The organism is Bradyrhizobium sp. Ken01 (genome assembly GCF_055807355.1).
The window spans coordinates 50,648-74,698 of the sequence record NZ_JBVVPC010000010.1; the positions used below are offsets into that span (position 1 = coordinate 50,648).

General features: G+C 65.0%; 23 protein-coding genes. 8 read left to right on the forward strand and 15 right to left on the reverse strand.

Going from position 1 to position 24,051, the window contains the following annotated elements:
- Window positions 1–81 precede the first annotated feature (81 nt).
- Window positions 82–1,044 carry a D-2-hydroxyacid dehydrogenase family protein gene (locus AC0L3S_RS12675; RefSeq protein ID WP_473279296.1) on the forward strand — a complete coding sequence of 321 codons (963 nt, stop codon included), beginning with the start codon at window positions 82–84 and terminating at the stop codon, window positions 1,042–1,044.
- 4 nt (window positions 1,045–1,048) lie between these two features.
- On the opposite strand, the gene AC0L3S_RS12680 is transcribed toward AC0L3S_RS12675, so the two are convergent.
- Window positions 1,049–2,017 carry an NAD-dependent epimerase/dehydratase family protein gene (locus AC0L3S_RS12680; RefSeq protein WP_473263007.1) on the reverse strand — a complete coding sequence of 323 codons (969 nt, stop codon included), beginning with the start codon at window positions 2,015–2,017 and terminating at the stop codon, window positions 1,049–1,051.
- A 182-nt stretch (window positions 2,018–2,199) separates the two neighbouring features.
- Window positions 2,200–3,387: a L,D-transpeptidase gene (locus AC0L3S_RS12685; protein ID WP_473279297.1), complete on the reverse strand. Its 1,188-nt coding sequence runs from the start codon at window positions 3,385–3,387 to the stop codon at window positions 2,200–2,202.
- Window positions 3,388–3,708: 321 nt separating this feature from the next.
- Between AC0L3S_RS12685 and AC0L3S_RS12690 the strand changes: the two genes are divergently transcribed.
- Window positions 3,709–4,539, forward strand: coding sequence for a hypothetical protein (locus tag AC0L3S_RS12690; RefSeq protein WP_473279298.1), 831 nt, complete (start codon window positions 3,709–3,711; stop codon window positions 4,537–4,539).
- A gap of 2 nt (window positions 4,540–4,541) precedes the next feature.
- Here the strand turns inward: AC0L3S_RS12690 and sseA are convergent, their stop codons facing one another.
- The 3 genes from sseA to AC0L3S_RS12705 all read right to left on the reverse strand — a co-directional run bounded on the left by sseA (window position 4,542) and on the right by AC0L3S_RS12705 (window position 7,287).
- Complete coding sequence (gene sseA / locus AC0L3S_RS12695) at window positions 4,542–5,399, reverse strand: 3-mercaptopyruvate sulfurtransferase (RefSeq protein WP_473279299.1); 858 nt, start codon at window positions 5,397–5,399, stop codon at window positions 4,542–4,544.
- A gap of 163 nt (window positions 5,400–5,562) precedes the next feature.
- Window positions 5,563–5,976 (reverse strand): rhodanese-like domain-containing protein, encoded by a 414-nt coding sequence (locus tag AC0L3S_RS12700; RefSeq protein WP_473279300.1) that lies wholly within the window; start codon window positions 5,974–5,976, stop codon window positions 5,563–5,565.
- Window positions 5,977–6,111: 135 nt separating this feature from the next.
- The gene (locus AC0L3S_RS12705; protein ID WP_473279301.1) at window positions 6,112–7,287 is read right to left on the reverse strand and encodes a vWA domain-containing protein; all 1,176 of its coding nucleotides are present in this window, start codon (window positions 7,285–7,287) and stop codon (window positions 6,112–6,114) included.
- 123 nt (window positions 7,288–7,410) lie between these two features.
- Here AC0L3S_RS12705 and AC0L3S_RS12710 point away from each other — a divergent pair, with 123 nt between their 5' ends.
- Together AC0L3S_RS12710 and AC0L3S_RS12715 are read left to right on the forward strand one after the other, a co-directional pair.
- On the forward strand, window positions 7,411–7,656 hold the full coding sequence (locus tag AC0L3S_RS12710; RefSeq protein WP_473279302.1) for a GlsB/YeaQ/YmgE family stress response membrane protein: 246 nt from the start codon (window positions 7,411–7,413) through the stop codon (window positions 7,654–7,656).
- Window positions 7,657–7,774: 118 nt separating this feature from the next.
- Window positions 7,775–8,617 carry an AAA family ATPase gene (locus tag AC0L3S_RS12715; RefSeq protein WP_473279373.1) on the forward strand — a complete coding sequence of 281 codons (843 nt, stop codon included), beginning with the start codon at window positions 7,775–7,777 and terminating at the stop codon, window positions 8,615–8,617.
- A gap of 313 nt (window positions 8,618–8,930) precedes the next feature.
- Here the strand turns inward: AC0L3S_RS12715 and AC0L3S_RS12720 are convergent, their stop codons facing one another.
- The 4 genes from AC0L3S_RS12720 to AC0L3S_RS12735 form a co-directional block, all read right to left on the reverse strand.
- Window positions 8,931–10,577: a GMC family oxidoreductase gene (locus AC0L3S_RS12720; RefSeq protein WP_473279303.1), complete on the reverse strand. Its 1,647-nt coding sequence runs from the start codon at window positions 10,575–10,577 to the stop codon at window positions 8,931–8,933.
- Between the two features lie 16 nt (window positions 10,578–10,593).
- Window positions 10,594–11,187, reverse strand: coding sequence for a GNAT family N-acetyltransferase (locus tag AC0L3S_RS12725; RefSeq protein ID WP_473279304.1), 594 nt, complete (start codon window positions 11,185–11,187; stop codon window positions 10,594–10,596).
- Window positions 11,188–11,389: 202 nt separating this feature from the next.
- A complete protein-coding gene (locus AC0L3S_RS12730) occupies window positions 11,390–12,316 on the reverse strand; it encodes an SMP-30/gluconolactonase/LRE family protein (RefSeq protein ID WP_473279305.1) in 927 nt (308 codons plus the stop codon).
- Window positions 12,317–12,450: 134 nt separating this feature from the next.
- Window positions 12,451–13,284: a GyrI-like domain-containing protein gene (locus AC0L3S_RS12735; RefSeq protein ID WP_473279306.1), complete on the reverse strand. Its 834-nt coding sequence runs from the start codon at window positions 13,282–13,284 to the stop codon at window positions 12,451–12,453.
- A 177-nt stretch (window positions 13,285–13,461) separates the two neighbouring features.
- On the opposite strand from AC0L3S_RS12735, the gene AC0L3S_RS12740 reads away from it, so the two are divergent.
- Window positions 13,462–14,565 (forward strand): mandelate racemase/muconate lactonizing enzyme family protein, encoded by a 1,104-nt coding sequence (locus tag AC0L3S_RS12740; RefSeq protein ID WP_473279307.1) that lies wholly within the window; start codon window positions 13,462–13,464, stop codon window positions 14,563–14,565.
- 9 nt (window positions 14,566–14,574) lie between these two features.
- Here AC0L3S_RS12740 and AC0L3S_RS12745 read toward each other — a convergent pair whose 3' ends face one another.
- The gene (locus AC0L3S_RS12745; protein ID WP_473279308.1) at window positions 14,575–14,931 is read right to left on the reverse strand and encodes a hypothetical protein; all 357 of its coding nucleotides are present in this window, start codon (window positions 14,929–14,931) and stop codon (window positions 14,575–14,577) included.
- A 181-nt stretch (window positions 14,932–15,112) separates the two neighbouring features.
- Between AC0L3S_RS12745 and AC0L3S_RS12750 the strand changes: the two genes are divergently transcribed.
- The gene (locus AC0L3S_RS12750; protein ID WP_007595594.1) at window positions 15,113–15,337 is read left to right on the forward strand and encodes a hypothetical protein; all 225 of its coding nucleotides are present in this window, start codon (window positions 15,113–15,115) and stop codon (window positions 15,335–15,337) included.
- Window positions 15,338–15,614: 277 nt separating this feature from the next.
- Here AC0L3S_RS12750 and AC0L3S_RS12755 read toward each other — a convergent pair whose 3' ends face one another.
- Window positions 15,615–16,271, reverse strand: coding sequence for a glutathione S-transferase family protein (locus AC0L3S_RS12755; RefSeq protein ID WP_473263018.1), 657 nt, complete (start codon window positions 16,269–16,271; stop codon window positions 15,615–15,617).
- A 168-nt stretch (window positions 16,272–16,439) separates the two neighbouring features.
- Between AC0L3S_RS12755 and AC0L3S_RS12760 the strand changes: the two genes are divergently transcribed.
- Both AC0L3S_RS12760 and AC0L3S_RS12765 read left to right on the forward strand, forming a co-directional pair.
- Window positions 16,440–17,663: a polyhydroxyalkanoate depolymerase gene (locus tag AC0L3S_RS12760; protein ID WP_084777503.1), complete on the forward strand. Its 1,224-nt coding sequence runs from the start codon at window positions 16,440–16,442 to the stop codon at window positions 17,661–17,663.
- A gap of 115 nt (window positions 17,664–17,778) precedes the next feature.
- Entirely contained in the window at window positions 17,779–18,705 is a 927-nt protein-coding gene (locus tag AC0L3S_RS12765; RefSeq protein WP_473263060.1) for a catalase family peroxidase, read from the forward strand.
- 2 nt (window positions 18,706–18,707) lie between these two features.
- On the opposite strand, the gene AC0L3S_RS12770 is transcribed toward AC0L3S_RS12765, so the two are convergent.
- The 4 genes from AC0L3S_RS12770 to AC0L3S_RS12785 form a co-directional block, all read right to left on the reverse strand.
- The gene (locus tag AC0L3S_RS12770; protein WP_085361471.1) at window positions 18,708–19,634 is read right to left on the reverse strand and encodes a helix-turn-helix domain-containing protein; all 927 of its coding nucleotides are present in this window, start codon (window positions 19,632–19,634) and stop codon (window positions 18,708–18,710) included.
- A 268-nt stretch (window positions 19,635–19,902) separates the two neighbouring features.
- The gene (locus tag AC0L3S_RS12775) at window positions 19,903–21,771 is read right to left on the reverse strand and encodes an ABC transporter ATP-binding protein (protein ID WP_473279309.1); all 1,869 of its coding nucleotides are present in this window, start codon (window positions 21,769–21,771) and stop codon (window positions 19,903–19,905) included.
- 9 nt (window positions 21,772–21,780) lie between these two features.
- Window positions 21,781–22,707: a 2-hydroxyacid dehydrogenase gene (locus tag AC0L3S_RS12780; RefSeq protein WP_473279310.1), complete on the reverse strand. Its 927-nt coding sequence runs from the start codon at window positions 22,705–22,707 to the stop codon at window positions 21,781–21,783.
- A gap of 12 nt (window positions 22,708–22,719) precedes the next feature.
- Window positions 22,720–24,048 (reverse strand): NAD(P)/FAD-dependent oxidoreductase, encoded by a 1,329-nt coding sequence (locus AC0L3S_RS12785; protein WP_473263022.1) that lies wholly within the window; start codon window positions 24,046–24,048, stop codon window positions 22,720–22,722.
- Window positions 24,049–24,051: the final 3 nt, after the last annotated feature.

The following is a 24,051-nucleotide window of genomic DNA, read 5'->3' on the forward strand; positions in this document are numbered from 1 at the left end:
TGAAGACGCGAACGGCTTGCGCACGGTCCTGATTGCGCGCAACCATGGCCTGGTTCCACCTCTCGCCATGGATGAACGCTGATGACGCGGCTGCGCTGTGCAATTCTCGACGACTATTTCAACCTCGCCCTCGACCTCGCCGACTGGCAAAGCCTGTCCGACCGCATCGACGTCACCGTGTTCAGCCATCCCTTCGCCTCCGAGCAGGCTGCGGCGAGCGCGCTGGCCGATTTCGAGATCGTCTGCGCGATGCGCGAGCGCACCGCGTTCCCGAAGAGCCTGTTCGAGAGCCTGCCGAAGCTGAGGCTGCTGCTGACGTCAGGCATGCGCAACGCCTCGATCGACATGGAGGCCGCCAAGGCGCGGGGCGTCACGATCGGCGGCACGCAATATTCGCGCGATCCGACCGCGCCCCTCACCATGGGCCTGATCCTGGAACTGACCCGCGGCATCGGCCGCGAGAACGCGCGCATGCATGCGGGCGAGCCCTGGCAGGCCTTTGCCGGCGTCGAGATCGAGGGCTTGACGCTCGGCGTCGTCGGGCTCGGCAAGCTCGGCAGCAAGATGGCAGGCATTGCGAAGGCGTTCGGCATGAATGTGATCGCCTGGAGCCCGAACCTGACCCCGGAGAAGTGCGTGGCCGCCGGCGTCGCCTACGCCACCAAGGAGGAGCTGTTCGCCAAGGCCGATATCGTCAGCATCCATGTGGTGCTGAGCGAGCGCTCGCGTGGGCTGGTCGGGACTGCCGATCTCGCGCGGATGAAGCCGACGGCCTTCCTCGTCAACACCGCGCGCGGGCCGATCGTGGACGAGCAGGCGCTGCTCGAGGCGTTGCAGCAGAAGAGGATTGCAGGCGCCGGCATCGACGTGTTCTCGGTCGAGCCGCTGCCGACGGACCATCCCTTCCGCAAGCTCGACAATCTCGTGCTGACGCCGCATCTCGGCTACGCCACCGAGGACGGCTTGCGCATCCATTACGGCCAGATGGTCGAGGCGATCGACGCCTTCACCAAGGGCGGCGAGCTGCCGCGGAAGCTGGCCTGAAGCCTCAGGCCGCCGAGCGGTGGCTGGTGGGCTGCCGTGCCGCGTCGGCAAAGCCGTCGCGCCAGGAAGCATGCGCCGGCAGCCAGCCGAGCTCGCGCTTGGCCTTGCCGTTTGAGGCTCCACGCACCTCCGTCATCATCGCCACCATATGCTCGCCCGCAAGCAGGCGGCCGAGCCAGGCGGGAATGTGACGCGGCGGCTTGGCACCGAGGAGTTCGGCCAGCGCGGGCAACCAATCCTTCACCTGCGCCGGATGATCGTCGACGATATTGTAGATGCTGCCGGCGCGCCCGCGTTCGAGCGCGGCACGCGTGGCAGAGGCGGCATCTTCGGTGTGAATGAACGACCACGTGCCGCCGCCATCGCCGATCACCGGCACACGCCGGTGGCGCAGTTGGTCGATCATCGCCGGCGAGAGCGTGCCGGTGTCAGGTCCATAGAAGAATCCATAGCGCAGCACGATGCCCTCCGGCGTCGTCGAAGCGGTGACGCTTCGCTCCAGATAACGGATTGCCTCAAGCGTGCGTCGCAGCTCTCGCGGCGGATTCGAGTCCAGCTCATCGGTCTCGGTCTTCACCGTTCCCCCGGCGCGACTGAAGGTCCAGCCGCAGAAGCTTTGCGCGATGAAGCGCCTGGCGCCGGCCTCGCGTGCGGCATTCAGCAGAATGTCGGTTCCGCGGGTGCGAAGCTCGTTGGTTCGCGCGAAGGCCCGATCGAAATGCCGGAGGTCCGTGGCGGCCGCGAGATCTGTCATCTGATGGACGACTGCGTCGGGCTTTGCCGCAATCAGCGCAGCCCGCATGCTGCCGGCATCGAGGCCGTCGGCCACGACCGGCTCCGCACCCAATCGCCGCACAAGCTCTGTTTTTGCCGCACTCCGTGTCGTGCCGATCACGGAATGACCCGCGGCGACCAGCGCCGGAACAAGATACTGACCGACCGCGCCGGTCGCGCCCGCAACAAAGATGCGCATCCTGTGCTCCTCAATTCGTTGCAATCCTCCCGGACTTAGTCGAGGCGCGGAGCGGTTCAAGCAGGGCATGCGCATACGCAAGCGAGACATGCGCGCATGCGTCAAATGATGACGGCGCGTGACCGAAGGTCACGCGCCGTCATCAGATCAATTCTTGCGAGATCAATTCTTGCGAGGCCGGTTCAGCGTACGGTGACGGGCGCGGGCAGCGGCGGCACCACCGTCGGCTGGGTGCCTCCGACCGGGCCGGCCTGCGCGGCCATCGGAGCGGGCCCGGCAGCGCCGGGCACGGGCGCGGCGGATGCGGTCGCGGTTCCCGGCGGCGGACCACCCGGCATCACGACCACGCGGGTGCCCACCTTGACGCGATCGAACAGGTCGGAGACGTCCTCGTTCAGCATGCCGATGCAGCCGGAGGACACGAACTTGCCGATCGTCGAGGGCTGGTTGGTGCCGTGGATGCGGTAAACGGTCGAGCCGAGATACATCGCGCGGGCGCCGAGCGGATTGCCGGGACCGCCGGCCATGAAACGCGGCAGATAGGGCTGGCGCTCGATCATCTCGGTCGGCGGATGCCAATCCGGCCACTCGGCCTTGCGGGTGATCTTCTGCACCCCGGTCCAGGTGAAGCCGTCGCGGCCGACGCGGACGCCGTAGCGGATCGCACGGCCGTTGCCGAGCACGTAATAAAGGTAGGTATTCGGGGTATCGACGATGAGCGTTCCGGCCGGCTCCTTGGTCGCCAGCGAGACTTCCTGGCGGCGCAGGTTTTGCGGCAGCTGCGCCGGAGCAGCGTCAGGCTGCTCCTCGGGCGGGAGCGAAGCTATCGCCATCGGCCGGCCGTCGGCACCCACGGGCGGCTGCCCGGCCTGGACCGTTCCGGTCGCGCCGGGACCAGCCACTGCCTCGGGCGGACGCAGGCCGTCACTGCCGGGCGCCTGAGCCGGACGATCGGCGTAGATCACTGCGGGCGGGCCGGCGGGGCGGCCGTAGCGCGGATCATCGGGTGACGTCACGGGACCCTGCGGCGGGGCGGCCGAATAGACGGGGGCACCTGCGGGACGGCCATAACGGGGATCATCGGGCGACATCACCGGCCCCTGCGGCGGCGCGGCGGAATACACCGGCGGAGCGCCGGGCGGACGGCCGTAGCGCAGATCAGGACCGGGCGGCGGCAGCGCTGCCTGCGGCATCGCATCGTCTTCATCGTCGAGCGCGTCGAAACTCGGCGCGCGGTCGCCGGGCCGATATTCGGCCGGCGCGCCATAGCTCGGCGCCTGCTGGACCGGATAGCTCTGGGCCTGCGCGAGCGAGGTTCCCGCCGCAGCGACTGTTGCGGCAGCGCATATCGTCAGAATATGTTTGATCATCATCGCTCTTGTATAGTCCCCGGGCCCCGTCCGGACCGTTAACGGCCAGATGACGGAAGATAGCGGCACATTCAAGACATTACAGGCAGATTTGTGCCTGATTTGCCGATTTGTGGTCCGCAAGACTACCGTTGCCTCCTTGCATCACGGGACGAAAATCAGCCCACGCCCGAGATCGCAGGAGTCGCCGGCTCCGTTTTTTACGGAACGGCGCGGAATCGTTGCGGTATGTTCGAATCAGCCTGATTCGCCTCCGCTTTGAGCTTCGATCCCCGCGTGGCGAACGCGGCAAGCAGTACCGTCACCGCGTTCAGATGGCTCATGGGCCCTGGCCACTTCGCCGCCGGGGCGGAAATTCGCAATCCCTCGATGCTTCCCGGCTTTCGCTTCCTGTTTGCCGCGATCCTGCTGTCAGCCTCCATCCTGGTGTTCGGCCTGGGCGCCGCCGCGCTGCTGCGGGCGAGCCACGAGCAGTATGTCAGCAACCCCTCCTGGCGGAATGGTCCGCAGGAGCAGGTGTTTGCACAAGCTCCCGAGCCGGCCCAGCCGGTGCTCGCGGTCCTGCGCACCGAGTCGGAAGCAGCCACCGATCCGACGCCGTCGCTGCGCGATCAAGTCCCGACCATCGCGCTGCCGATGAGCGAGCCCGAACAAGTCGTCGCGCTGACGACTGAGACCGACGGTCAGCCGCAGGTCGCTGCACCTCCGGCCGATGTCCCGGCCGAACCGGCCAATGTCGAGGCCAAGGCCGAGACGACGACGGAGACCGCGGTGCCGGCCTCAAGCAACACGCTTACTCCGGCCGACGCCAGCGCATCCATCGCCGAGACGAAGCCCGTTTCGATCGCTCTCACGAGCAAACCTGCACCTGCCGCAGCCCCGGCTTCGTCCACGTTCGACATGGCGAGCGCGAAGTTCGCCGCATTGAACGACCCGGCGACCAGGACCTGGAAGGATCCGCCGGCCAAGGCCAAGGCCAACGCTATGGCCGACAGCGGTTCGCCGGAGAGCAAGGCGACCAAGCCGCGGGCGCATCGCGTGAAGAAGCGCCGCCGCATTGTCCGGCGTCCGCCGCCACCGGTTCAGCAACTCGATCCGTTCGGGCAGCCGCAACCGGCCCTCGCCGCGACGACCGCGCGCGCACGTCAGTAAGGTTAGGCCGGCCCCGTCGCGATCGGCGGTCCCTTTTCCCGCCCCCATTCCGACCATGAGCCGTCGTAGAGCGCGGTGTCGGTGATGCCGAGGCGATAGAGCGCCAGCGTCAGCACGCCGGCAGAGACCCCGGAGCCGCAGCTCGTCACGATCGGCGCCTCGAGCTTGACGCCGGCGTTCGTGAAGGCAGCGCGCAGATCATCGAGCGGCTTCATCGTGCCGGTCGCGGCATCGAACAGGAGATTGTAGGGCACGTTGCGCGCACCGGGGATATGGCCGGAGCGGATGCCCGCGCGCGGCTCCGGCGCCCTGCCCTCGAACCGGTCGGCGGCGCGCGCGTCGATCACCTGCTCGGCACGGCTTTCGACGTTGGCGATCAGTTGCTGCATGCTGCGCACGCGCTTGGAATCATAGCTCGCCTCGAATGTCGCTGGCTTCGGCTTCGTCTCGCCGCTCTCGGTCGCACGCCCGTCGGCACGCCACTTCTTCAGGCCCCCGTTGAGGATGCGCACATTGCTATGGCCGAAAGCCAGGAACATCCACCACGCGCGGGGAGCAGCGACCCAGCCACCGGCATCGTAGATCACGACGGTGTCGGCATTGGAGATGCCGAGATGACCGACGTCGCGGCCGAACTGCTCGGCGCTCGGGTACATGTGCGGCAGCGGGTTGGAATGGTCCGAGACCGCGTCGACGTCGAAGAACACTGCGCCTGGCAGATGCGCGGCGAGGTAATCATCCTTCGGCAATGGCAGCACGCCGGGCAGCTTAAAGCTGGCGTCGAGCACCTTGACGTTGGCATCGTTGATGTGGGCGGCGAGCCATTCGGTGGAGACGAGGGGATCGGTGGGAGTGGTCATTAGGGTGCTCCGGCAATTGTCTCAGTCGTCATGGCCGGGCTTGTCCCGGCCATCCACGTTCTTCTTGCGGCGAAGACGTGGATGCCCGGGTCATCTAGCGCGAAGACGCGCTTCGCGCTTTTGCCCGGGCATGACGGAGTGTGTGGTGAGAAAGGTATTCACCTCACCCCTTCTTCTTCGGCTCCCACTGCTCGACCGGCCCGCCGGCGTCGCGCCAGGCGGCGTAGCCGCCGGCGATGTGGGCGACGGGCTTGAGGCCCATGTCCTGCGCGGTCTTGGCGGCGAGCGCAGAGCGCAAACCGCCGGCGCAATGGAAGACGAACTTCTTGTCCTCCTGGAACACCGGCTTCGCATAAGGGCTCTGCGGATCGATCCAGAATTCGAGCATGCCGCGGGTGCAGGCGAACGCGCCGGGGATGCGGCCGTCGCGCTCGATCTCGCGGGGATCGCGGATGTCGACGATGACGACGTCGCCGTTCTTGGAGATCTCGATGGCGTCCTTGGCGGTGAGCGTCTCGATCTCGGCATTGGCTTCGCCGATCAGCGCCTTGATGCCGCGGGTGATGGTCTGGGGCATTGTTCGTATCTCCCTCTTCTCGTCATTCCGGGGCGCGCGTAGCGCGAACCCGGAATCCATTCATCTACACGTACTGCCACCCGATGGATTCCGGGTTCGATGCTTCGCATCGCCGCGGAATGACGACGGCGAGAGTCAGTGCGTCAATTCCTTCATCGCACCTTCCAGACCTTCAATCGTGATCGGATACATGCGGTTGGCGAAGATGCGTTTGATGATCGTGGTGGATTCCGAATAGTCCCAGTGCTTCTGAGCGACCGGATTGAGCCACACCGAATGCGGATAGGTGCGGATGATGCGGTCGAGCCAGACCGAGCCCGGCTCTTCGTTGACGTGCTCGACCGAACCGCCGGGCACCATGATTTCGTAGGGCGACATCGAGGCGTCGCCGACGAACACGATCTTGTAGTCGTGCGGGTATTTGTGCAGAACGTCCCAGGTCGGGGTGCGGTCGGTGAAGCGGCGCTTGTTCTGCTTCCACACGCCTTCATAGAGGCAGTTGTGGAAGTAGAAATACTCCATGTGCTTGAACTCGCTCTTCGCCGCCGAGAACAGCTCCTCGACCTGCTCGATATGCGCGTCCATCGAGCCGCCGATGTCGAAGAACACCAGCAGCTTCACCGCGTTGCGCCGCTCGGGCCGCATGTGCACGTCGAGATAGCCGTGATTGGCGGTCTCGCGGATGGTGGTGTCGAGATCGAGCTCGTCCGGCGCGCCGGTGCGCGCGAACTTGCGCAAGCGGCGCAGCGCCACCTTGATGTTGCGGATGCCGAGCTCGACATTGCCGTCGAGATCCTTGAACTCGCGCTTGTCCCACACCTTCACGGCGCGGTTGTTGCGATTCTTCTCCTGGCCGATGCGAACGCCTTCGGGATTGTAGCCATGGGCGCCGAACGGCGAGGTGCCGGCGGTGCCGATCCACTTCGAGCCGCCCTGATGGCGGCCCTTTTGCTCCTCGAGGCGCTTCTTCAGGGTCTCCATAAGCTTGTCCCAGCCCATGGCCTCGATCTGCTTCTTCTCATCGTCGGTCAGGTATTTCTCGGCGAGCTTCTTCAGCCACTCCTCGGGGATCTCGGCCCCCTCCATGGCGTCTAGCAGGCTCTCCAGCCCCTTGAAGACGGTGCCGAAGACGCGGTCGAACTTGTCGAGGTTGCGCTCGTCCTTCACCAGCGAGGTGCGCGAGAGATAGTAGAAATTCTCGACCGAATAGTCCGCGAGATCAGCGTCGAGCGCCTCCATCAGCGTGAGGTATTCGCGCAGCGTCACGGGGACCTGCGCATCGCGCAGAGAAGTGAAGAATTGCAGGAACATGGGTGACAGATTGCCCGTCGGGGGGCGAACGTCAAGGGGCGGAGGCCATCGCTCTGCGCTGGACCGGGAGGCTTTTTGCTCTAGAATTGGCAGTCTCACGGGGTTGTTTTGGGGACGTTTGCAATGGGAATTCTCGCAGCGCTCATCATTGGCGCGATCGCAGGCTGGCTTGCCGGCAAGATTGTCCACGGGGCGGGATTTGGGCTGATCGGCAACATCGTCGTCGGCATCATCGGTGCGCTCGTGGCCAGCTGGATTCTGCCTCAGCTGCATATCCAGCTCGCAAGGGGCACGGTCGGGGCCATCGTGGATGCCACGATCGGCGCGGTGATTGTGCTCGTCATCCTTTCGCTGATAAAACGGGTCTGAAAGCCTGACCGAACCAGGAACGGCCGCCACGCGCGGCCGTTCCGTTTGTTGGACCAGGGCCATGAAACTGGCAATTCAAACTGGCAATGCCTGGGACGACGACCAACAAGGACGCGCGATGAAATTTACCGGCACCAAGGACTATGTTGCGACCGACGATCTCAAGGTCGCGGTCAACGCCTCGATCGTGCTGGAGCGCCCGCTGCTCATCAAGGGCGAGCCCGGCACCGGCAAGACAGTGCTGGCGGAGGAAGTGGCGAAGGCGCTGAACGCCCCGCTCCTGACCTGGCACATCAAGTCCACCACCAAGGCGCAGCAGGGACTCTACGAATACGACGCGGTGTCGCGCCTGCGCGACAGCCAGCTCGGTGATGCCCGCGTGTCCGACATCAAGAACTACATCAAGCGCGGCAAGCTGTGGGATGCCTTCACCGCCGAGCAGCGCCCGGTGCTGCTGATCGACGAGATCGACAAGGCCGACATCGAATTCCCGAACGATCTTTTGCTCGAGCTCGACCGCATGGAATTCCATGTCTACGAGACCGGCGAGACGATCAAGGCGAAGCAGCGCCCGATCATGATGATCACCTCCAACAACGAGAAGGAGCTGCCGAACGCGTTCCTGCGCCGCTGCTTCTTCCACTACATCAAGTTCCCCGACGCCGACACCATGACCCGGATCGTCGACGTCCATTTTCCCGGCATCAAGAAGCGGCTGGTCGAGGAAGCCCTGCGCATCTTCTTCGAGGTCCGCGAGGTGCCCGGCCTGAAGAAGAAGCCGTCCACCTCCGAACTGCTCGACTGGCTCAAGCTGTTGCTCAACGAAGACATGAGCGTCGAGCAGTTGCGCGAACGCGATCCGCGCAAGCTGATCCCGCCGCTGCACGGTGCGCTGCTCAAGAACGAGCAAGATGTGCATCTGTTCGAGCGGCTGGCGTTCTTGAGCCGGAGGGAAGTGTAGGTTGGAGCGCACTCCGCTGCCGCCCCAGCTTCCGGTGTCATTCCCCGCGAAGGCGGGGAATCCAGTACGCCGCGGCTTCTCGACTCGATCGTAACCGCCTCTGGAATACTGGATCGCCCGGTCAAGCCGGGCGATCCAGTATTCCAGAGTGTGGCTCACTCTCTCCACATCGTCATTGCGAGCGCAGCGAAGCAATCCAGGCTGCCTCCGCGGAAAGATACTGGATTGCTTCGCTGCGCTCGCAATGACGGAGCAAGACAACACACTCAAGTGTCCCGGACGCGCTCCGCTGCGTCCGGGGCACGAGACGTTGCTACGCCACCGCCGCGTCCGGCACGCGTGCGGCTTCCATCGGCTGCTTGCCGCGGATCAGGTCCGAGGCGCGGTCGGCGATCATCATGGTCGACGCATTCAAATTCGCCGAGATCATGCGCGGCATCACGGACGCATCGATGACGCGGAGACCTTGCAATCCGTGGACGCGGAGCTGGTCGTCGACCACCGCCCAGGTGGAATCCGCCGGGCCCATGCGGCAGGTGCAGCCGGGGTGGAAAGTGGTGGTGCCGCGCTCGGTGGCGGCGGCCAAGAACTCGTCGTCGGTGTTGATGTTGGGGCCGGGGAAATCCTCGTAGGCGTAATAGGGCGACAGCGGCGCGCTCTTCAAAAGCTTGCGCGCGAGCTTCATGCCGCCGACGATGACGCGGCGGTCGAGCTCGGCGTCGAGATAGTTGGTCTGGATGATCGGCGGCGCGAACGGATCAGACGAGCGGATGCGGACATAGCCGCGACTCTCGGGGCGCTGCTGCCAGGAGGCCACCGTCATGCCGGGCTCGTCCTCGAGCTGGCCCTGCACGCCTTCCTTGTAGCTCGCCGGCGTGAAGGTGAGCTGCAAATCGGAGCTTTCCGCGCTCTCGCCGGAATGCCAGAAACAGTAGACCATGGTCGGCGACAGCGACAGCAGGCCTTTGCGCGCAGTCGCCCATTTCATCGCCTCGACCCAGAGACGCCAACCACGGCGGAGCTCGTTGATGGTCCTGATGTCCTTGACGCGCGCCACCGTGCGCGGGGCGTAGTGATCCTGCAGGCCTTCGCCGACCGGAAGCGCGTGACGCACGGCGATGCCGTGGGCGCCCAACAAATCCGGCGAGCCGATGCCGGAGAGCTGCAAGAGCTGCGGCGAATTATAAGTGCCGCCGGACAGGATCACCTCCTTGTTGGCGCGGACTTCGACCGGCGTGCCGCCCGAGCCGCCTTTCATGTAGCGCACGCCGACGGCGCGCTTGCCCTCGAAGATGATCTCGGTCGCATGCGCGTGGGTGTGGACATGGACGTTCGGCCGCTTCATCGCGGGCTTGAGGAAGGCTGTGGAAGCCGAGACGCGCAGACCCTTGTCGATGGTGCGCTGGCAGTAGGAGACGCCTTCCTGCATCGCGCCATTGTAATCGGGATTGCGGGGAATCCCGAGCGAGACCGCGCCCTCCATGAAGGCTTCGCAAAGCGGATCACGCCAGTTCATGGTGGTGACGGTGAGATTGCCGTCGCGGCCTCGATAAATGTCCTCGCCCTCGCCGACCCGTTTCTCCAGCCGCCGGAAATAGGGCAGCACGTCGGCATAGCCCCAGCCACGATTGCCCATCTGCGCCCAGGTGTCGAAATCCATGCGCTGGCCGCGATTGTAGATATGGCCGTTGATCGAGGACGAGCCGCCGAGCGTCTTGCCCCGCGGCGCGTAGATGCTGCGCCCGCCGGTCCAGGGCCCGACCTCCTGCTGGTAGGCCCAGTTGATGCTCTTCATGTGGAAGGTCTTGATGAAGCCCGCCGGCAAATGGATGTAGGGATGCCAGTCGCTCGGGCCCGCCTCGAGCACACAGACGCTGGTCGCAGGATCTTCGCTCAGCCGGCTGGTAAGCACGCAGCCGGCGGAGCCCGCGCCGACGATCACATAATCAAATCTGTCCATGGTGCCTCGGCCGCCTCTAGCGCGGCTTGTCGTTGAGTTGATAATTCAAATGCGTTCGCACGGTCGGCCATTCGGCCGCGGTGATGCTGTAGACCACGGTGTCGCGGAGCGTGCCGTTGGGCGCGACCTGGTGGCTGCGCAGGATGCCGTCCTGCTTGGCGCCCAGGCGCTCGATGGCGCGGCGGCTCTGGTGATTGAAGAAATGCGTGCGGAATTCCACCGCGATGCAGTCGAGGGCTTCGAAGGCATGGGTGAGCAGCAGCAGCTTGCACTGCGTGTTGAGCGGGCCGCGCTGCGCGCTCTTGCCGTACCAGGTCGAGCCGATCTCGACGCGGCGGTTGGCGGCATCGATGTTCATATAGGTCGTCATGCCCACGATCTTGCCGCTGCCATCGAACACGGTGAAGGGGAGCATCGAGCCCGCGGCCTGAAGACCGAGCCGGCGGTCGATTTCCTTGCCCATGTTGTCCGGCGTCGGAATCGCGGTGTACCAGAGGGTGGAGAGCTCGCCGTCCTTCACGGCCTCGACCAGCTCCTCGCGGTGCTGATGCGACAGCGGCTCCAGACCGGCATGCTGTCCGCGCAGGGTGATGGGATCAGGCCAGGGCATTGCGGGTCTCTCTCTGTTGTCATTGCTAGCGGAGCGAAGCAATCCAGGCTGTCAGCTCCTCATCCTGAGGAGCGCGGCACGCGCGTCTCGAAGGATGAAGGCCCCGCGCTGGTGGCCTCGCCCTTCGAGACGCGCGCAAAGGACGCGCTCCTCAGGGTGAGGGTCTGCCGGATTGCTTCGCTCCTCGCAATGACGGCTTGGCTCACTTGTTCAAAAAGTTCAACGGCAAACCGCTGCGCGGCCAGTCCATGGCGATCAGCTCGCCCTTGCCTGAGAGCGTGATGTAGGCGGTCTTCAGCTCGGGGCCGCCGAAGGCGATGTTGGTGGTGACGCGGTCGCCGGTCGGGACCTGCTCGACCAAGGTACCATCAGGCGCGATCACCGAGATGCAGCCGGAGACGAGGGTGGCGACGCAGACATTGCCGTTCGCTTCGACCGCGAGCGAGTCGAACATCTGGTAGCCGCCGAGGCCGCAGATCGGTTTGCCCCGCTCGCCGCGATAGATCACGTCGCGCGGCTTGAGCGTGCCGGGCGCGGAGAGCTCGTAGGCCCAGAGCCGGCCCGTCGGCGTCTCCGCGATGTAGACGGTGGTCTCGTCGGGCGACAGACCGATGCCGTTCGCCGGCAACACGCCGTGGACGATTTCGACGATCTCCTTCATGCCGGGCTTGAGATAATACATGCCGCCAACGTCCATCTCGCGCGCGCGGCGCTTGCCGAGATCGGAGAACCAGAGGCCGCCCTGCTTGTCGAACACCAGATCGTTCGGCCCGCGCAGATCGTGCTCGCCACATTTGGTCACGACGGTCTCGATCTTGCCCGCTTGGAGATCGACGCGCTGGATCGAGCCGCCGAGATAATCGTCGGGCTGCGGACCCGGCATGATCATGTTGCGGGTCGGGATCCAGGAGAAGCCGCCATTGTTGCAGATGTAGATCTTGCCGTCGGGCCCGAGGGCTGCGCCGTTCGGACCGCCCGGAATTTTCGCGACGATCTCCTTGCGCCCGTCGGGATGGATTCGGGTCAGGCGCTGGCCGCGGATTTCCACCAGCACCACCGAGCCGTCCGGCATCACGACCGGCCCTTCGGGAAATTCGAGGTCGGTGGCGAGAACGCGGACGTTGGACATGTGGGACCCTCCCGGCTGCTTGTTATGACTTGCACGGGATGTCCGGCACGGGCCCCACACGCAAGATTGACTGCGGTTATGACAAAGTCGCCGGGGCTTGCCAAGCAAGCGGGATGGTATGCCAGCGTTGCGCACTAATCTCGCACGGGTATCCAAATCTCCAGGCCGCCATTGCCGGTGGCGGGATCGAATTTCTCGTCGTAGCGTTCGAAGTTCGGCGCATCGGCAGCCTTCAGGCCGGAGGCCGGCAACCACTGATTCCAGATAGCGTTGACGGTGCGCCTGATCGAGGCGACGTGGTCGGCGTGGGTGAACACCGCATAGCGCTGCTCGGGGATACGGATACGGCCGAAGCGGCGGGGCAGCTCGGAGAAATCGGCGACCTCGACGCCGGCGATGTAGTCGAAATTGCCGGCATCGTCGCCGTTGCAGCAGACGCCATAGGCGACCGGTCCAACGCGCGCGGGAATGTCGGCGACATCCTGGTGGAAGCGCTGCCACAGTCCGGGAATCACCGCGCCGTTGTCGCAGGAGATGCGCTCGTTGATGCCTGCGATGAGGAAGGCCTTTGTGGTTTCGAAGCGCGGGGCGGCGAGTTTGTCGGAGATGGTCGAGTCCATGAGGATCGGCTCCTGAAGCTTGAGATGGCCGGTGCATTGCGCGGCGCGCACCGCTTCGGGCGTGGTGCCGAACTGGTCGCGGAACGCGCGGGTGAATGCTTCGTGCGAGCCGTAATCCGCCTCCAGCGCCAGCGAGAGGATGTCCGGCGCGCCGTTCGCAAGACTGCGCGCCGCTCCGCTCAGCCGCCGCGCGCGCACGTACCGCATCACCGGCAGGCCGGTGGCTGCGGCAAACGCGCGCACGATGTGGAACCGCGACACGCCTGATATCGCAGCAATCTCGTCGAGCGTCATAGGCTCGGCCAGATGGCTCTCGACATACCAGAGCGCGCGCTGGGCTGGGTTCATGGCGTTTCTCGTTCGAAGCGCAACCATGATGCACGGAAGTCCGCAGGCTTCGCTTGATCGGCGTTGCGATCCAGCAAGAGGATAACGCCGGACCAGCCGCTGGCAACATCCGGGCGTTCATGGCTACACTCGGGACGTCCTTGAAACCGCTCACGAGAAAGCAGGAGGAACCCCATCATGAAGATCACCGATGTGCGGGCGCATCATATCCGCATCCCCTATGACGCCGGTGTCGCGAGCTTCCGTCAGGGCGCCTCCGCCATCACCGCCCTCGACATGGTGATCGTCGAGGTCACCACCGACGCCGGGTTGACCGGCTGGGGCGATGCCTTTGCCTATGTCTGCCCCCGCACCACGCACACTGCCGTCGAGGAAATGATCGCACCGCAGGCCCGCGGGCTGGAGGTTCCCGATGCCGCCGGCATTCCCGCGGTGATTGAGCAGATCCAGCGCAATCTGCATCTGTTCGGGCGTTACGGCATCACCATGTTCGCGATCTCCGGGCTCGACATCGCGCTGTGGGACCTCGCCGCCAAGATCGAGGGCGTCCCGCTGCACCGCCTGCTCGGCGGCACCAGGCGGCCGGCCATTCCGGCCTATGCGAGCCTGTTGCGGATCGGTTCGCCCGACAACATCGCCGCCGAATGCAAGAAGGCTCTCGCGCTCGGCTATGGCGCCATCAAGCTGCACGAGACCACGGCGCCGGCGGTGTTTGCCGCGCGCGCGGCGATCGGGCCCGGCATTCCGCTGATGGTGGACATGAACTGCCCGCTATCAGGCGAAGAGGCGATCGCGTTCGCCAGGACATGCCGGGACGCGCAGCCGATGTTCCTCGAGGAGCCGATTTGGCCGCCGGAGGATTTTACGGCGCTCGCCGAGGTCCGCAGCAAGGGCGGACTCGGCGTCGCCGCCGGCGAGAACGCCTGCACGGAATATCAATTCCGCCAGATGATGGATGCGGGCGCGGTCAGCCACGCCCAGCCGTCGGTGATCAAGGTCGGCGGCATCACGGAATTTCTGAAGGTTGCGGCGCTCGCGGATCGGCAAGGCGTCAAGATCGTTCCGCACTCCCCGTATTTCGGCCCCGGCCTGCTGGCGACCTTGCATCTCCTGGCAGGGCGCGACGACGGGTTGGTCGAGATGTTTTACCTGAAGCGCGAGGCCTGCCTCTGGGGCGGCCGCGCCGATGTCGATGCCACCGGCCATGTCGCGGTGCCGACCGGACCTGGACTCGGCTATGAGCCCGACCGCAGCGTGATGGAGCGATATCGCGTCGCCTGAGCGCGGCGCCTATTTCGCCGCATCTTTCGGCGGCGACGCATCCTGTTTCTTCTTTACATCCTCCGCGGTCTTCGCCTGCGCGCTCTGGAGATCGCCGAGCATCTTCTGCAAGCCGGCCACCGTCGTCTTCAACGCGTCGATCTGGCGGCCCGCGGCATCCAGCTTCTGCTGGTGATCGAGATTCAGCCTGGTGATCGTCTTCTGGAGGAAGTCGACGTTGCTCTGGAGGCAGCTGGTGCGGCGCTCCATGGTCTTCTCGACGGTGCAGATCTCGATGCCGGGCACGTCCTGCGCGCGGACCGGCGCAATCGCCAGCGTGGCGAGCAGCAACATCGCGAAGCAGACGCCGGTGCCTCGAAGCAGCATGCAGGTTCCTCGTCAAATCAATCACGGCAATGTGCGCTTTTTGCACGCGGCCTGTCGAGGCTACCACACTCGCACCGCATTCTCGCGTTGAGCTTGCAGCTGTTCCCTCGGACGGGGAGCGATGATCTGCACGCGGAGGAAATGGGCGCTCCTTCCGCGGCTTTGTTTAGGGGAGTTTTTGATGGCAACGCGCGACAGACGACTGGCGGAATTCGACGGCGCCGGAGAACCGCCGCCTGGCCTTGCAGTCGAAGTGCTGTGCGAGGACCACAGCGGGACTTATCAGCTGCCGTTCGCCTGCCGCTATGTCGAGGGACGCTGGCAGAACCACACGGCCGGCGTCGCAGTTGAAGCTACCGTCATCGGCTGGCGCGTCCCGCGCATGAAGCATTCGGGCGTGGCCTGAGCACTGATGTCTGTCTCAAAATGCAACGGGGTCGCGTCCCGGCTTAACCTTCGGAACGCGGCCCGAACGAATCGCGTCCGAATCAGCCGTAGGGCCCCGTACGCGCCTGTTCACGGCTAGATGTCGCAACTGGCCACCAGGCGCATACAATATCTGCGCACCGCTTGAGCAGGGCCAGCCAGCCATGGGCGTCAAAAGTTAACGGCTTCAATGACATGACCGCGGGTGCGGCGATTGGATGCTCGCTTCCAAAACAGGCAGATGGCACCCGGCCTGCCTAATATTCGACCTCGAGCTCCTCGATCTCAGCCGGCTCATCCTTTGCCGCCGCGATCCATTCCTTCATCTCCGGCATGGCCATGATGGTATCGGCATAGGCCTGCAGCTGCGGCTCAAGCTTGACGTTATAGGTCACGAAGCGCGTCACCACCGGGGCGTACATCGCATCAGCCATGGTGCGGGTCTCGCCGAACAGGAAGGGCCCGCCCGATTTGTCCAGGCAGTCGCGCCAGATCGCCCAGACGCGATCGATGTCGGCCTGCGCGCGCGACCAGATCTTGAAGCCGGGGAAGTGCCCCTTCAGATTGACCGGCAGCGAGGCGCGCAAGGTGGTGAAGCCGGAATGGATTTCGCCGCAGATCGAGCGGCAATGCGCGCGCTGGACGCGATCCGCGGGCAACAGCCCTGCATCCGGCATCGCCTCGTTGAGATATTCGGCGATTGCCAGCGTATCCCAGACGATCGCGCCGTCGTGCCGCAGGCACGGCACCAGGATCGACGATGACAACAGCAGGATTTCGGCGCGCGCCGACGCGTCGTCCGGCGCGGTGACGATCTCCTCGAAATCGAGCCCGGAAAACTTCGTCAGCAGCCAGCCACGCAGCGACCAGGACGAATAGTTCTTGCTGCTGATGGTCAGTGTCGCCTTCGCCATGTGGCCTTCCCTCACGCCTGTGACTTGCACCCGCCCGGACTGCCGAGTGCGCACCGCCTGTGCTTCCCGCGAAAAGAGCAGCAAGCGACGTGCCAATCTTGAGGGCGGCCCATCTCCGGTTTGGCTCCGATATTGCATAACAGCACGGGGACAGGTGGGCGTTTCAGTATGATGTCGATGTATTATCAGGCCTTTCAGAACCATATGGACCTGACGGCGCCGTGGCGGTCGGGGGCTTCGTCCGCGCTCAAATTCCTCAATCTGGTGCCGCAGGGCTTATCGGATCAGGTCGTCGGCCGGCTGTCGGCCGCGCTGGAGCTGATCTCCCGCTCCACCCTCACCTACCACCGCCCCGCCTACGGCATCGACAGCGTCATGGTCGGCAATCGCGAGGTCGCCGTGACCGAGGAGATCGCTTATGCGACTCCGTTCGGCTCGCTGCTGCGCTTCAAGAAGGAAGGCGTGGGCGAACAGCCGCGCATGCTGCTGGTGGCGCCGATGTCCGGCCATTTCGCGACGCTGCTACGCGGCACCGTGAAGACGCTGCTGCAGGATCACGACGTCTACATCACCGACTGGCACAATCCGCGCGACATTCCCCGCAGCGAGGGCCGTTTCGGGCTCGACGACTACACAGAGCATCTGATCGACTTCCTCGGCCAACTGGGCCCGCGCCCGCACATGGTCGCGATCTGCCAGCCCTCGGTCTCTGCACTCGCGGCCGCCGCGATCATGTGCGAGGGCAACCATCCTTCGCGGCCGGCGACGTTGACGCTGATGGCCGGCCCGATCGACACGCGCATCCAGCCGACCAGAGTCAACGAATTCGCCAAGAGCAGGCCGATCGACTGGTTCGAGCAGAACCTGATCAACTACGTGCCGATGCAGTGCCGCGGTGCCTTGCGGAAAGTCTATCCCGGCTTCGTGCAGCTCACCGCCTTCGTCTCGATGAATCTCGAGCGCCACATCAAGCAGCATATCGATCTCGCCGATCACATCGCCAAGGGCGAGAAGGAGAAGGCGGCCAGCATCAAGACCTTCTACGACGAATATTTCGCCGTGATGGACCTGCCCGCGGAATTCTATATCGAGACCGTGCGCGACGTGTTCCAGGAGCACCTTCTGCCCCAGGGCAAGCTGATGCATCGGGGACGTCCGGTGAACACCAAGGCCGTCAGCCGCATGGGGCTGATGACGGTCGAGGGCGAGAAGGACGACATCTGCTCGATCGGCCAGACGCTGGCCGCGCAAGACCTCTGCACCGGCGTGCGCGCCTATCGCCGTGTGCACCACATGCAGGCCGGCGTCGGCCATTACGGCGTGTTCTCGGGCAAGCGCTGGAACAACGAAATCTATCCGCTGCTGCGGGATTTCGTGCACGTGAACTCCTGAAGCCGCGCCAAATTTCTTTCAGCAGGATTGGACAAGGCAGCGCTGCTTTGGGAAAGACGCTGGCGCTGCACCAGACCTAAAACCTGGCCATGCCGCTCGCCCCGGAGGCCAAGCCATATCCGAACTTCCCACCCCAGCTGCAACACCCGCCGCGGTCGTCGAGGCATTGAAGGCGGTCGCAGGCAATCCGCCGAAGGTGCGCGCGAGCTTCGCTAAGGGGCGATGTGTGCGCGGAACCTACGCCCCGTCCGACCGCGCGGCAGAGGTTACGCGATCGCTGAGCTTCACCAAGCCCTCGCGTGTGCTCGCGCGCTTCTCCGTCGGCGGCGGCAATTCCGGGGTGACCGACACCGACAACCTCGTGCTGCGCGGCTTCAGCTTCAGGCTTGGCGACGACGCCCATCGCTCGGACATCCTGACGGAAACCGCTCCGGTGCATTTTGCACGGACGCTCGACCAGATGCTCGCCTTCCTCGAGGCGCGCATTCCGGGCGCGGACGGCAAGCCTGACATCGAGAAGGTCCGGGCCTTTTCCGCGGACAATCCTGAAACACTGAACCAGGCGAACTACCTCGCGGCACGCCGGCTGCCCGGCAGCTTTGCCGGCACGACCTATTGGGGCGTGCACGCCTTTCCCGCGACGAACGCGAAGGACGAGACCCGCTTCATCAAGTTCAAGGTCGCGCCTGTCGGCGGCGACGTCACCTTGAGCGAGGACGAAGCCAGGACGAAGTCGGCCGATTTCCTCCATGACGATCTCGCGCGGGGAATCGCAGCCGGCGATGTCCGCTTCAACGTGATGGCCTTGCTCGACCGTCCCGGCGATCCCACCATGGACGTGACCCTGCGATGGCCGGACGAGGACAACCGTGAGCAGGTGCGGCTGGGGACGATCGTCATCACCAGCCTCGAGGCCAACGAGGCCTGCGACGGCTCCATCTTCAATCCCGCCAATCTTGCCGACGGCATCGGCCATCCGCCGGACGAGATCTTTGCGGCGCGCCGCACGGCCTACACAATCTCGCTGTCGAAGCGCCGGTAAATTCAAGTCTTGTCCCGTCCGCCATCCGTTTCGCGGCGCCACGCGCCCGGACTGACACCGACGATGGACGAGAACACGCGGGTGAAATGGCTCTGATTGGCAAATCCGGCCGAGATGGCAATCTCGGACAACGGCAGGTCGCGGACTGTCATGAGTTGCTTGGCCGCCTTCACGCGCTGCTGGAGCAGCCATTGATGCGGCGGCAGGCCGGTGGAGATCCGGAATGCGCGTGAGAAGTGGCTGACCGACAGGCCAAGCTCGGTCGCGATCAGCTGTAGCGCGATCTTGCCCGAGAGATCGGAATCGAGCCGGTCACACGCACGCTTCACCTGCCATGGCGCGAGACCGCCGCGGCTCGGTTCTGCGGCTGGCTTCAGCCCACCATAGGTCTGGGCGACATGGGCGGTGAGCGCGAGCATCATGTGATCGACGAAAAGCTGGTTGGTCTCGTCGGGCCGACGCAGTCCGTGCTGCAACGAGGCGCCGACATGTCGAACGACTTCGTCGTCATGACCGACACCGGGCTCGTAGCTGAGCTCGCCAACGCGCGGCCCGCCCGGTTGCCTGGCAACGCTGTTGAGCGCCGAGCGCGGCAAATAGAAGAAGAGCGAGTGAAACGGCTTGTCGATCACATAGCGCGGATCGCGCTTGAGGTCGTACAGATAGGTCGCACCTGCGCGAACATCCGCTTTGGTGACACAGCGGCCCTCCTCCCAGCATTCGCAATCCGGATAGTCGCGGAGTTTCAGGCTGAGGAGATAGGCATCTTCCGCCGCCAGCGAGCCGGAAATATCCGGTGTCGGATCGTCGTTGCGGACTTCGGTAACCGCGAGCTCGGCGCTGTGCAGCGAACGCGTGATCAGGACCGGTGCTTGCTTCGAGCGAAGGCCCTGCCCGAGCCTCTGCCCGTAGACGCCTGCTTGTGTCATTCTAGCAAATCCATCCGAAGGCACGTCTTCGCCGGCCCTCCCGAGATCCGCGCATTATCGGAGATCGCCGGCCGACGGTCCAGCTGCAGCGCATAACACGAAGCCGTCGCGGCGGGCGGGTGCAGCGGGCCGCGACGCGATGATTTCATTGTGATTTCAGCGTGATGTCACCGGCCCGGCATGGCGAAGGACAACACCGTTGACCTGCCAGACAGATTGCTGCGCGACTTCATCGTGCATTTCGGAAATGATTTGCGGCCTGCGCACGTCAGGCGGACCATTCCTCGCCCCAGACCTGGACGACGTGGCCCGGCGACACCTCGCGATATTGGCGCACGGGCGGCTGGTAGTCGGGCGCGCGCACCGGGCTTCTGATCTCGTCGTTCGCTACCTCGCGCCTGGTGCCGCGGCGCGCTGGATCGGGCACCGGCACGGCCGCCATCAGCTTCTTCGTATAGGGATGCTGCGGATTCCCGAACAAGGCCGCGCGCGGACCGGTCTCGACGATCTCGCCGAGATACATCACCGCGACGCGATGGCTCATGCGCTCGACCACCGCGATATCATGGGAAATGAAAAGATAGGCAAGTCCCATGCTGGCCTGAAGATCCAGCATCAGATTGACGACCTGCGCCTTGACCGAGACGTCAAGTGCCGAGACCGCTTCGTCCGCGACGATCAGCTTCGGTCCGAGCGCGAGCGCGCGGGCAATACAGATGCGCTGGCGCTGGCCACCGGAGAATTCGTGCGGAAAGCGCGCGGCCATGTCGGCGGTGAGGCCAACGCGGACGAGCAGGTCGGCGACCTTCTCCCGCGCCTGCGACGCCGTTGCGAGCCCGTTGGCGAGCAATGGGGCCGCAATCGCCGTTCCCACCGACATGCGCGGGTTGAGGCTCGCGAACGGATCCTGGAACACGATCTGCATCTGCTTGCGAAAATCACGCAAGGTGCGGGCATTCATCGCCAGCACATCCTGCCCGTCGACCAGAACGGTGCCGCTGTCCGGCTCCGTCAGCTTGAGAATGGAGCGGCCCGTCGTCGATTTGCCGCAGCCGGATTCGCCAACCAGCGCAAGCGTCTCGCCGGCGCGCAAGGTGAAGGAAACGTTCTCGACCGCATGGACGCGGCCCGAGACCTTGCCGAACAGGCCCGAGCGAATTGGAAAGCGCGTCGTGAGGTTGGAGACTTCAAGCAGCGGTCGCTCGGAAATCGAGACCGTATCGGGCGTCTCGGTCGGTTCGTCCGCGGTGCCCGTTACCTTGTCGACGATCGGAAACCGCATCGGTCGGGTCCGCCCCTCCATCGAGCCGAGGCGCGGCACGGCCGCGAGCAATGCCCTTGTATAAGGATGCGAAGGGGCTGCGAAGATGCGCGTGGTCACGTCGGTCTCCACCGCCTGACCGCCATACATCACCACGGTGCGGTCCGCGATCTCGGCCACCACGCCCATGTCGTGGGTGATGAAGAGGATCGACATCCCCTCTTCCTGCTGAAGCTCCTTCAGAAGCTCCAGGATCTGGGCCTGGATCGTGACGTCGAGCGCGGTGGTCGGCTCGTCCGCGATCAGCAGCCTCGGCTTGCAGGCCAGTGCCATCGCGATCATCACGCGCTGGCGCATGCCGCCGGAGAAGCGATGCGGATGCTCGTGGAAACGCGATTTCGCCGCAGGTATCCGCACGCGGTCGAGCAGGCGAATGGTCTCGACCTCCGCCGCCGCGCGCGACAGACCGCGGTGCTGGATCAGTGCTTCCGCAATCTGGAAGCCGATGGTCAGCACCGGATTGAGGCTCGTCATCGGCTCCTGGAAGATCATGGCGATGTCGTTGCCACGAACATCCTTCATGCTCGCTTCGGGCAGCGTCAGCAGGTCGCGACCGGCAAGCCGGACGCTGCCTTCGACCCGCCCGTTCTCCTTCGGAATGAGCCGCATGATCGAGAGCGCGGTGACGCTCTTGCCCGAACCGGACTCGCCAACGATCGCCACGGTTTCCCCCGAGGCAATATCGAACGACACGTCGCGGACGACGGGACTCCATTGCCGTTCGCGGAGGAAGGACGTCGTCAGGCCTGAGACCGACAGCACCGGCGACGGCGCGTTGGCAGCGACTTGATCAGCTCCGCTTGCGCCCATGCTCATGCCTATGTCCTAATAGCCACGACGACGATCGACACGCCCAGGCAGCTCTTCGCCGCGGCGGTGGCGCGCGATCACGTCCAGCACGAAATCGACCGCGGTATCCGGCGTCGTCATGCTGGCATTATGCGGCGTGACCAGGATGCGTGGGTGGCTCCAGAAAGGGTGGCCCGCAGGCAGCGGCTCCGGCTCGGCGACATCGAGGACAGCACCCGACAACGCGCCGCTGTCGAGCGCCGCGAGAAAGTCGGCTTCGACCAGATGCGGGCCACGCCCGACGTTGACGAGCGACGCGCCGCGCGGCAGGTGCGCGAACAGATCCGCATCCAGGATGCCGCGGGTCTCATCGGTCAGAGGCAGCAGGCAGACGAGAATGTCGGTCTGCGCAAGGAAATCCGGCAACGTCTCCATGCCCGCATAACAGGTGACGCCGTCGATCTCGCGCGGCGAGCGATTCCAGCCGAGAAGCGGAAAGCCGAACGCCTTGAAGCGGTCGAGCACGGCCTGGCCGAGCTGGCCGAGCCCCATCACGCCGACGCGACGACATTTGGCCGGCGTGATCCGGATCTCGCGCCAGACCTGTTCCTTCTGCTGGCCAATGAAGTGCAGGAGATCGCGATGCAGCGCGAGCACAGCCATGGTGACGTATTCGACCATCGTCTCCGCGATGCCCGGCTCCAGCATGCGCACCAGGGGAATGTGCGGCGGAACTTTTGACGCGTCGAACTGATCGACACCCGCGCCGACCGAGAAGACCAGCTCGAGATTGGGGAAAGTCGTCGCGATGTCGTCCGGCGGCACCCACGCCACGAGATAGCGGACGTCAGCGGGATCGCCGATGTCGGGCCAGAGCCGAAACGGAACATCGGGCGCGCGCTCGGCGAAGAAGCCCGCCCACTCAGCGCCCCGAACCATGTTGGCCTTGTAGAGAACCGTCATGCTGCAAGACCCTCAGAACGGGCTGACCGGCGCGAGCCGGCGGCCGTCGATCAGGCGCTTGTGGCTGTAGGCCGCGGGATCGACCAGCGGCGTCGCGCCCGTCACGATGTCGGCGGCGAGCTTGCCGGCCGCAGGACCGATGCCAAAGCCGTGGCCGGAGAAGCCGGTGGCGAGAAAGAAGCCGGGCATGGCGTCGACCGGCGAGATCACCGGAATGGTATCCGGCGTGCAGTCGATCGTCCCGCCCCAGGCTTCCGCAATCTCGATATCCTTCAATTCAGGGTTCGACTTGATCAGCGAAGCCAGCGCGGCATTGACCAGCGACATGTCAGGCGCGGGATCGCGCACGCGCTCGGTCTCGAACGGCGACGGCTTGTCCAAGCTCCAACTGGTGCCCCGCATGAGCTGGTCGAAGAAGGATTTGCCGAACGACAGTTTCAACCCGTTCTTGCGATGCAGATAGGTCGGCCAGAAGGTTCGCGCGTAGCGGAACAGATCGGGCGACAGTTCGACCGTACCGCGGTTGCGCAGCGCCAGGGTAAAGCCGCCGTCGAGCCGGCGGCGGATGCAATAGAAATCGGTGCCGAGCGCGCCGGAGGTAATCTCCGGCCCCGGCGTGGTCCGGCACGCGGTGGCGTTGACGAGGCCGATCGGCAGCTCGATGCCGTGGCGTCGGCAGAACAGCGACGACCACGCTCCGCCGGACAGCAGCACCGATTGCGTGCGAATGGTGCCCTTCTCGGTGACGACGGCGCTCACCCGTCCGCCCTGCGTCTCCAGTCCGCGCGCAGCGCAGTCCTGATGAATGGTGACGCCGTGTTTTCGGGCGGCGGTCGCAAGCGCAGGCACGGCCATCGAGGGCTCGGCGCGCCCGTCGCTCGGCGTGTGCAGGCCGCCCACCCATGTCTCGGAATTGCCGGGCAGACGCTCGGCCACCTCGGCGGGCGTCAGGACGGTCGAGTGAACCTGCATGTCGCGCGCCGTTGCGGCCCATCGCTCCCAGCTGGCGAGCTCGTCCTTGCTCTTGGTCAGGAACAGCACGCCGGTGCGGCGGAAGCCGGCATCGACGCCGGCGTCGTTCTGCATGTCTTCCCACAGGCGCAGCGCCTCGCGGGCCAGCGGGATCTCCTCACGCGCGCGGCCCTGCTGACGGCACCAGCCCCAATTGCGGCTCGACTGCTCGCCGCCGACATGGCCCTTCTCGACCAGGGCGACGGAGAGACCCTTCTTCGCGAGATGATAGGCCGCGGACACGCCGATGACGCCGCCGCCGATGACGACGACGTCAGCCTGCTGAGGCAGGCGTTCGTCGCTATTTATACGGGTGAGCGGCGGGGACATGGG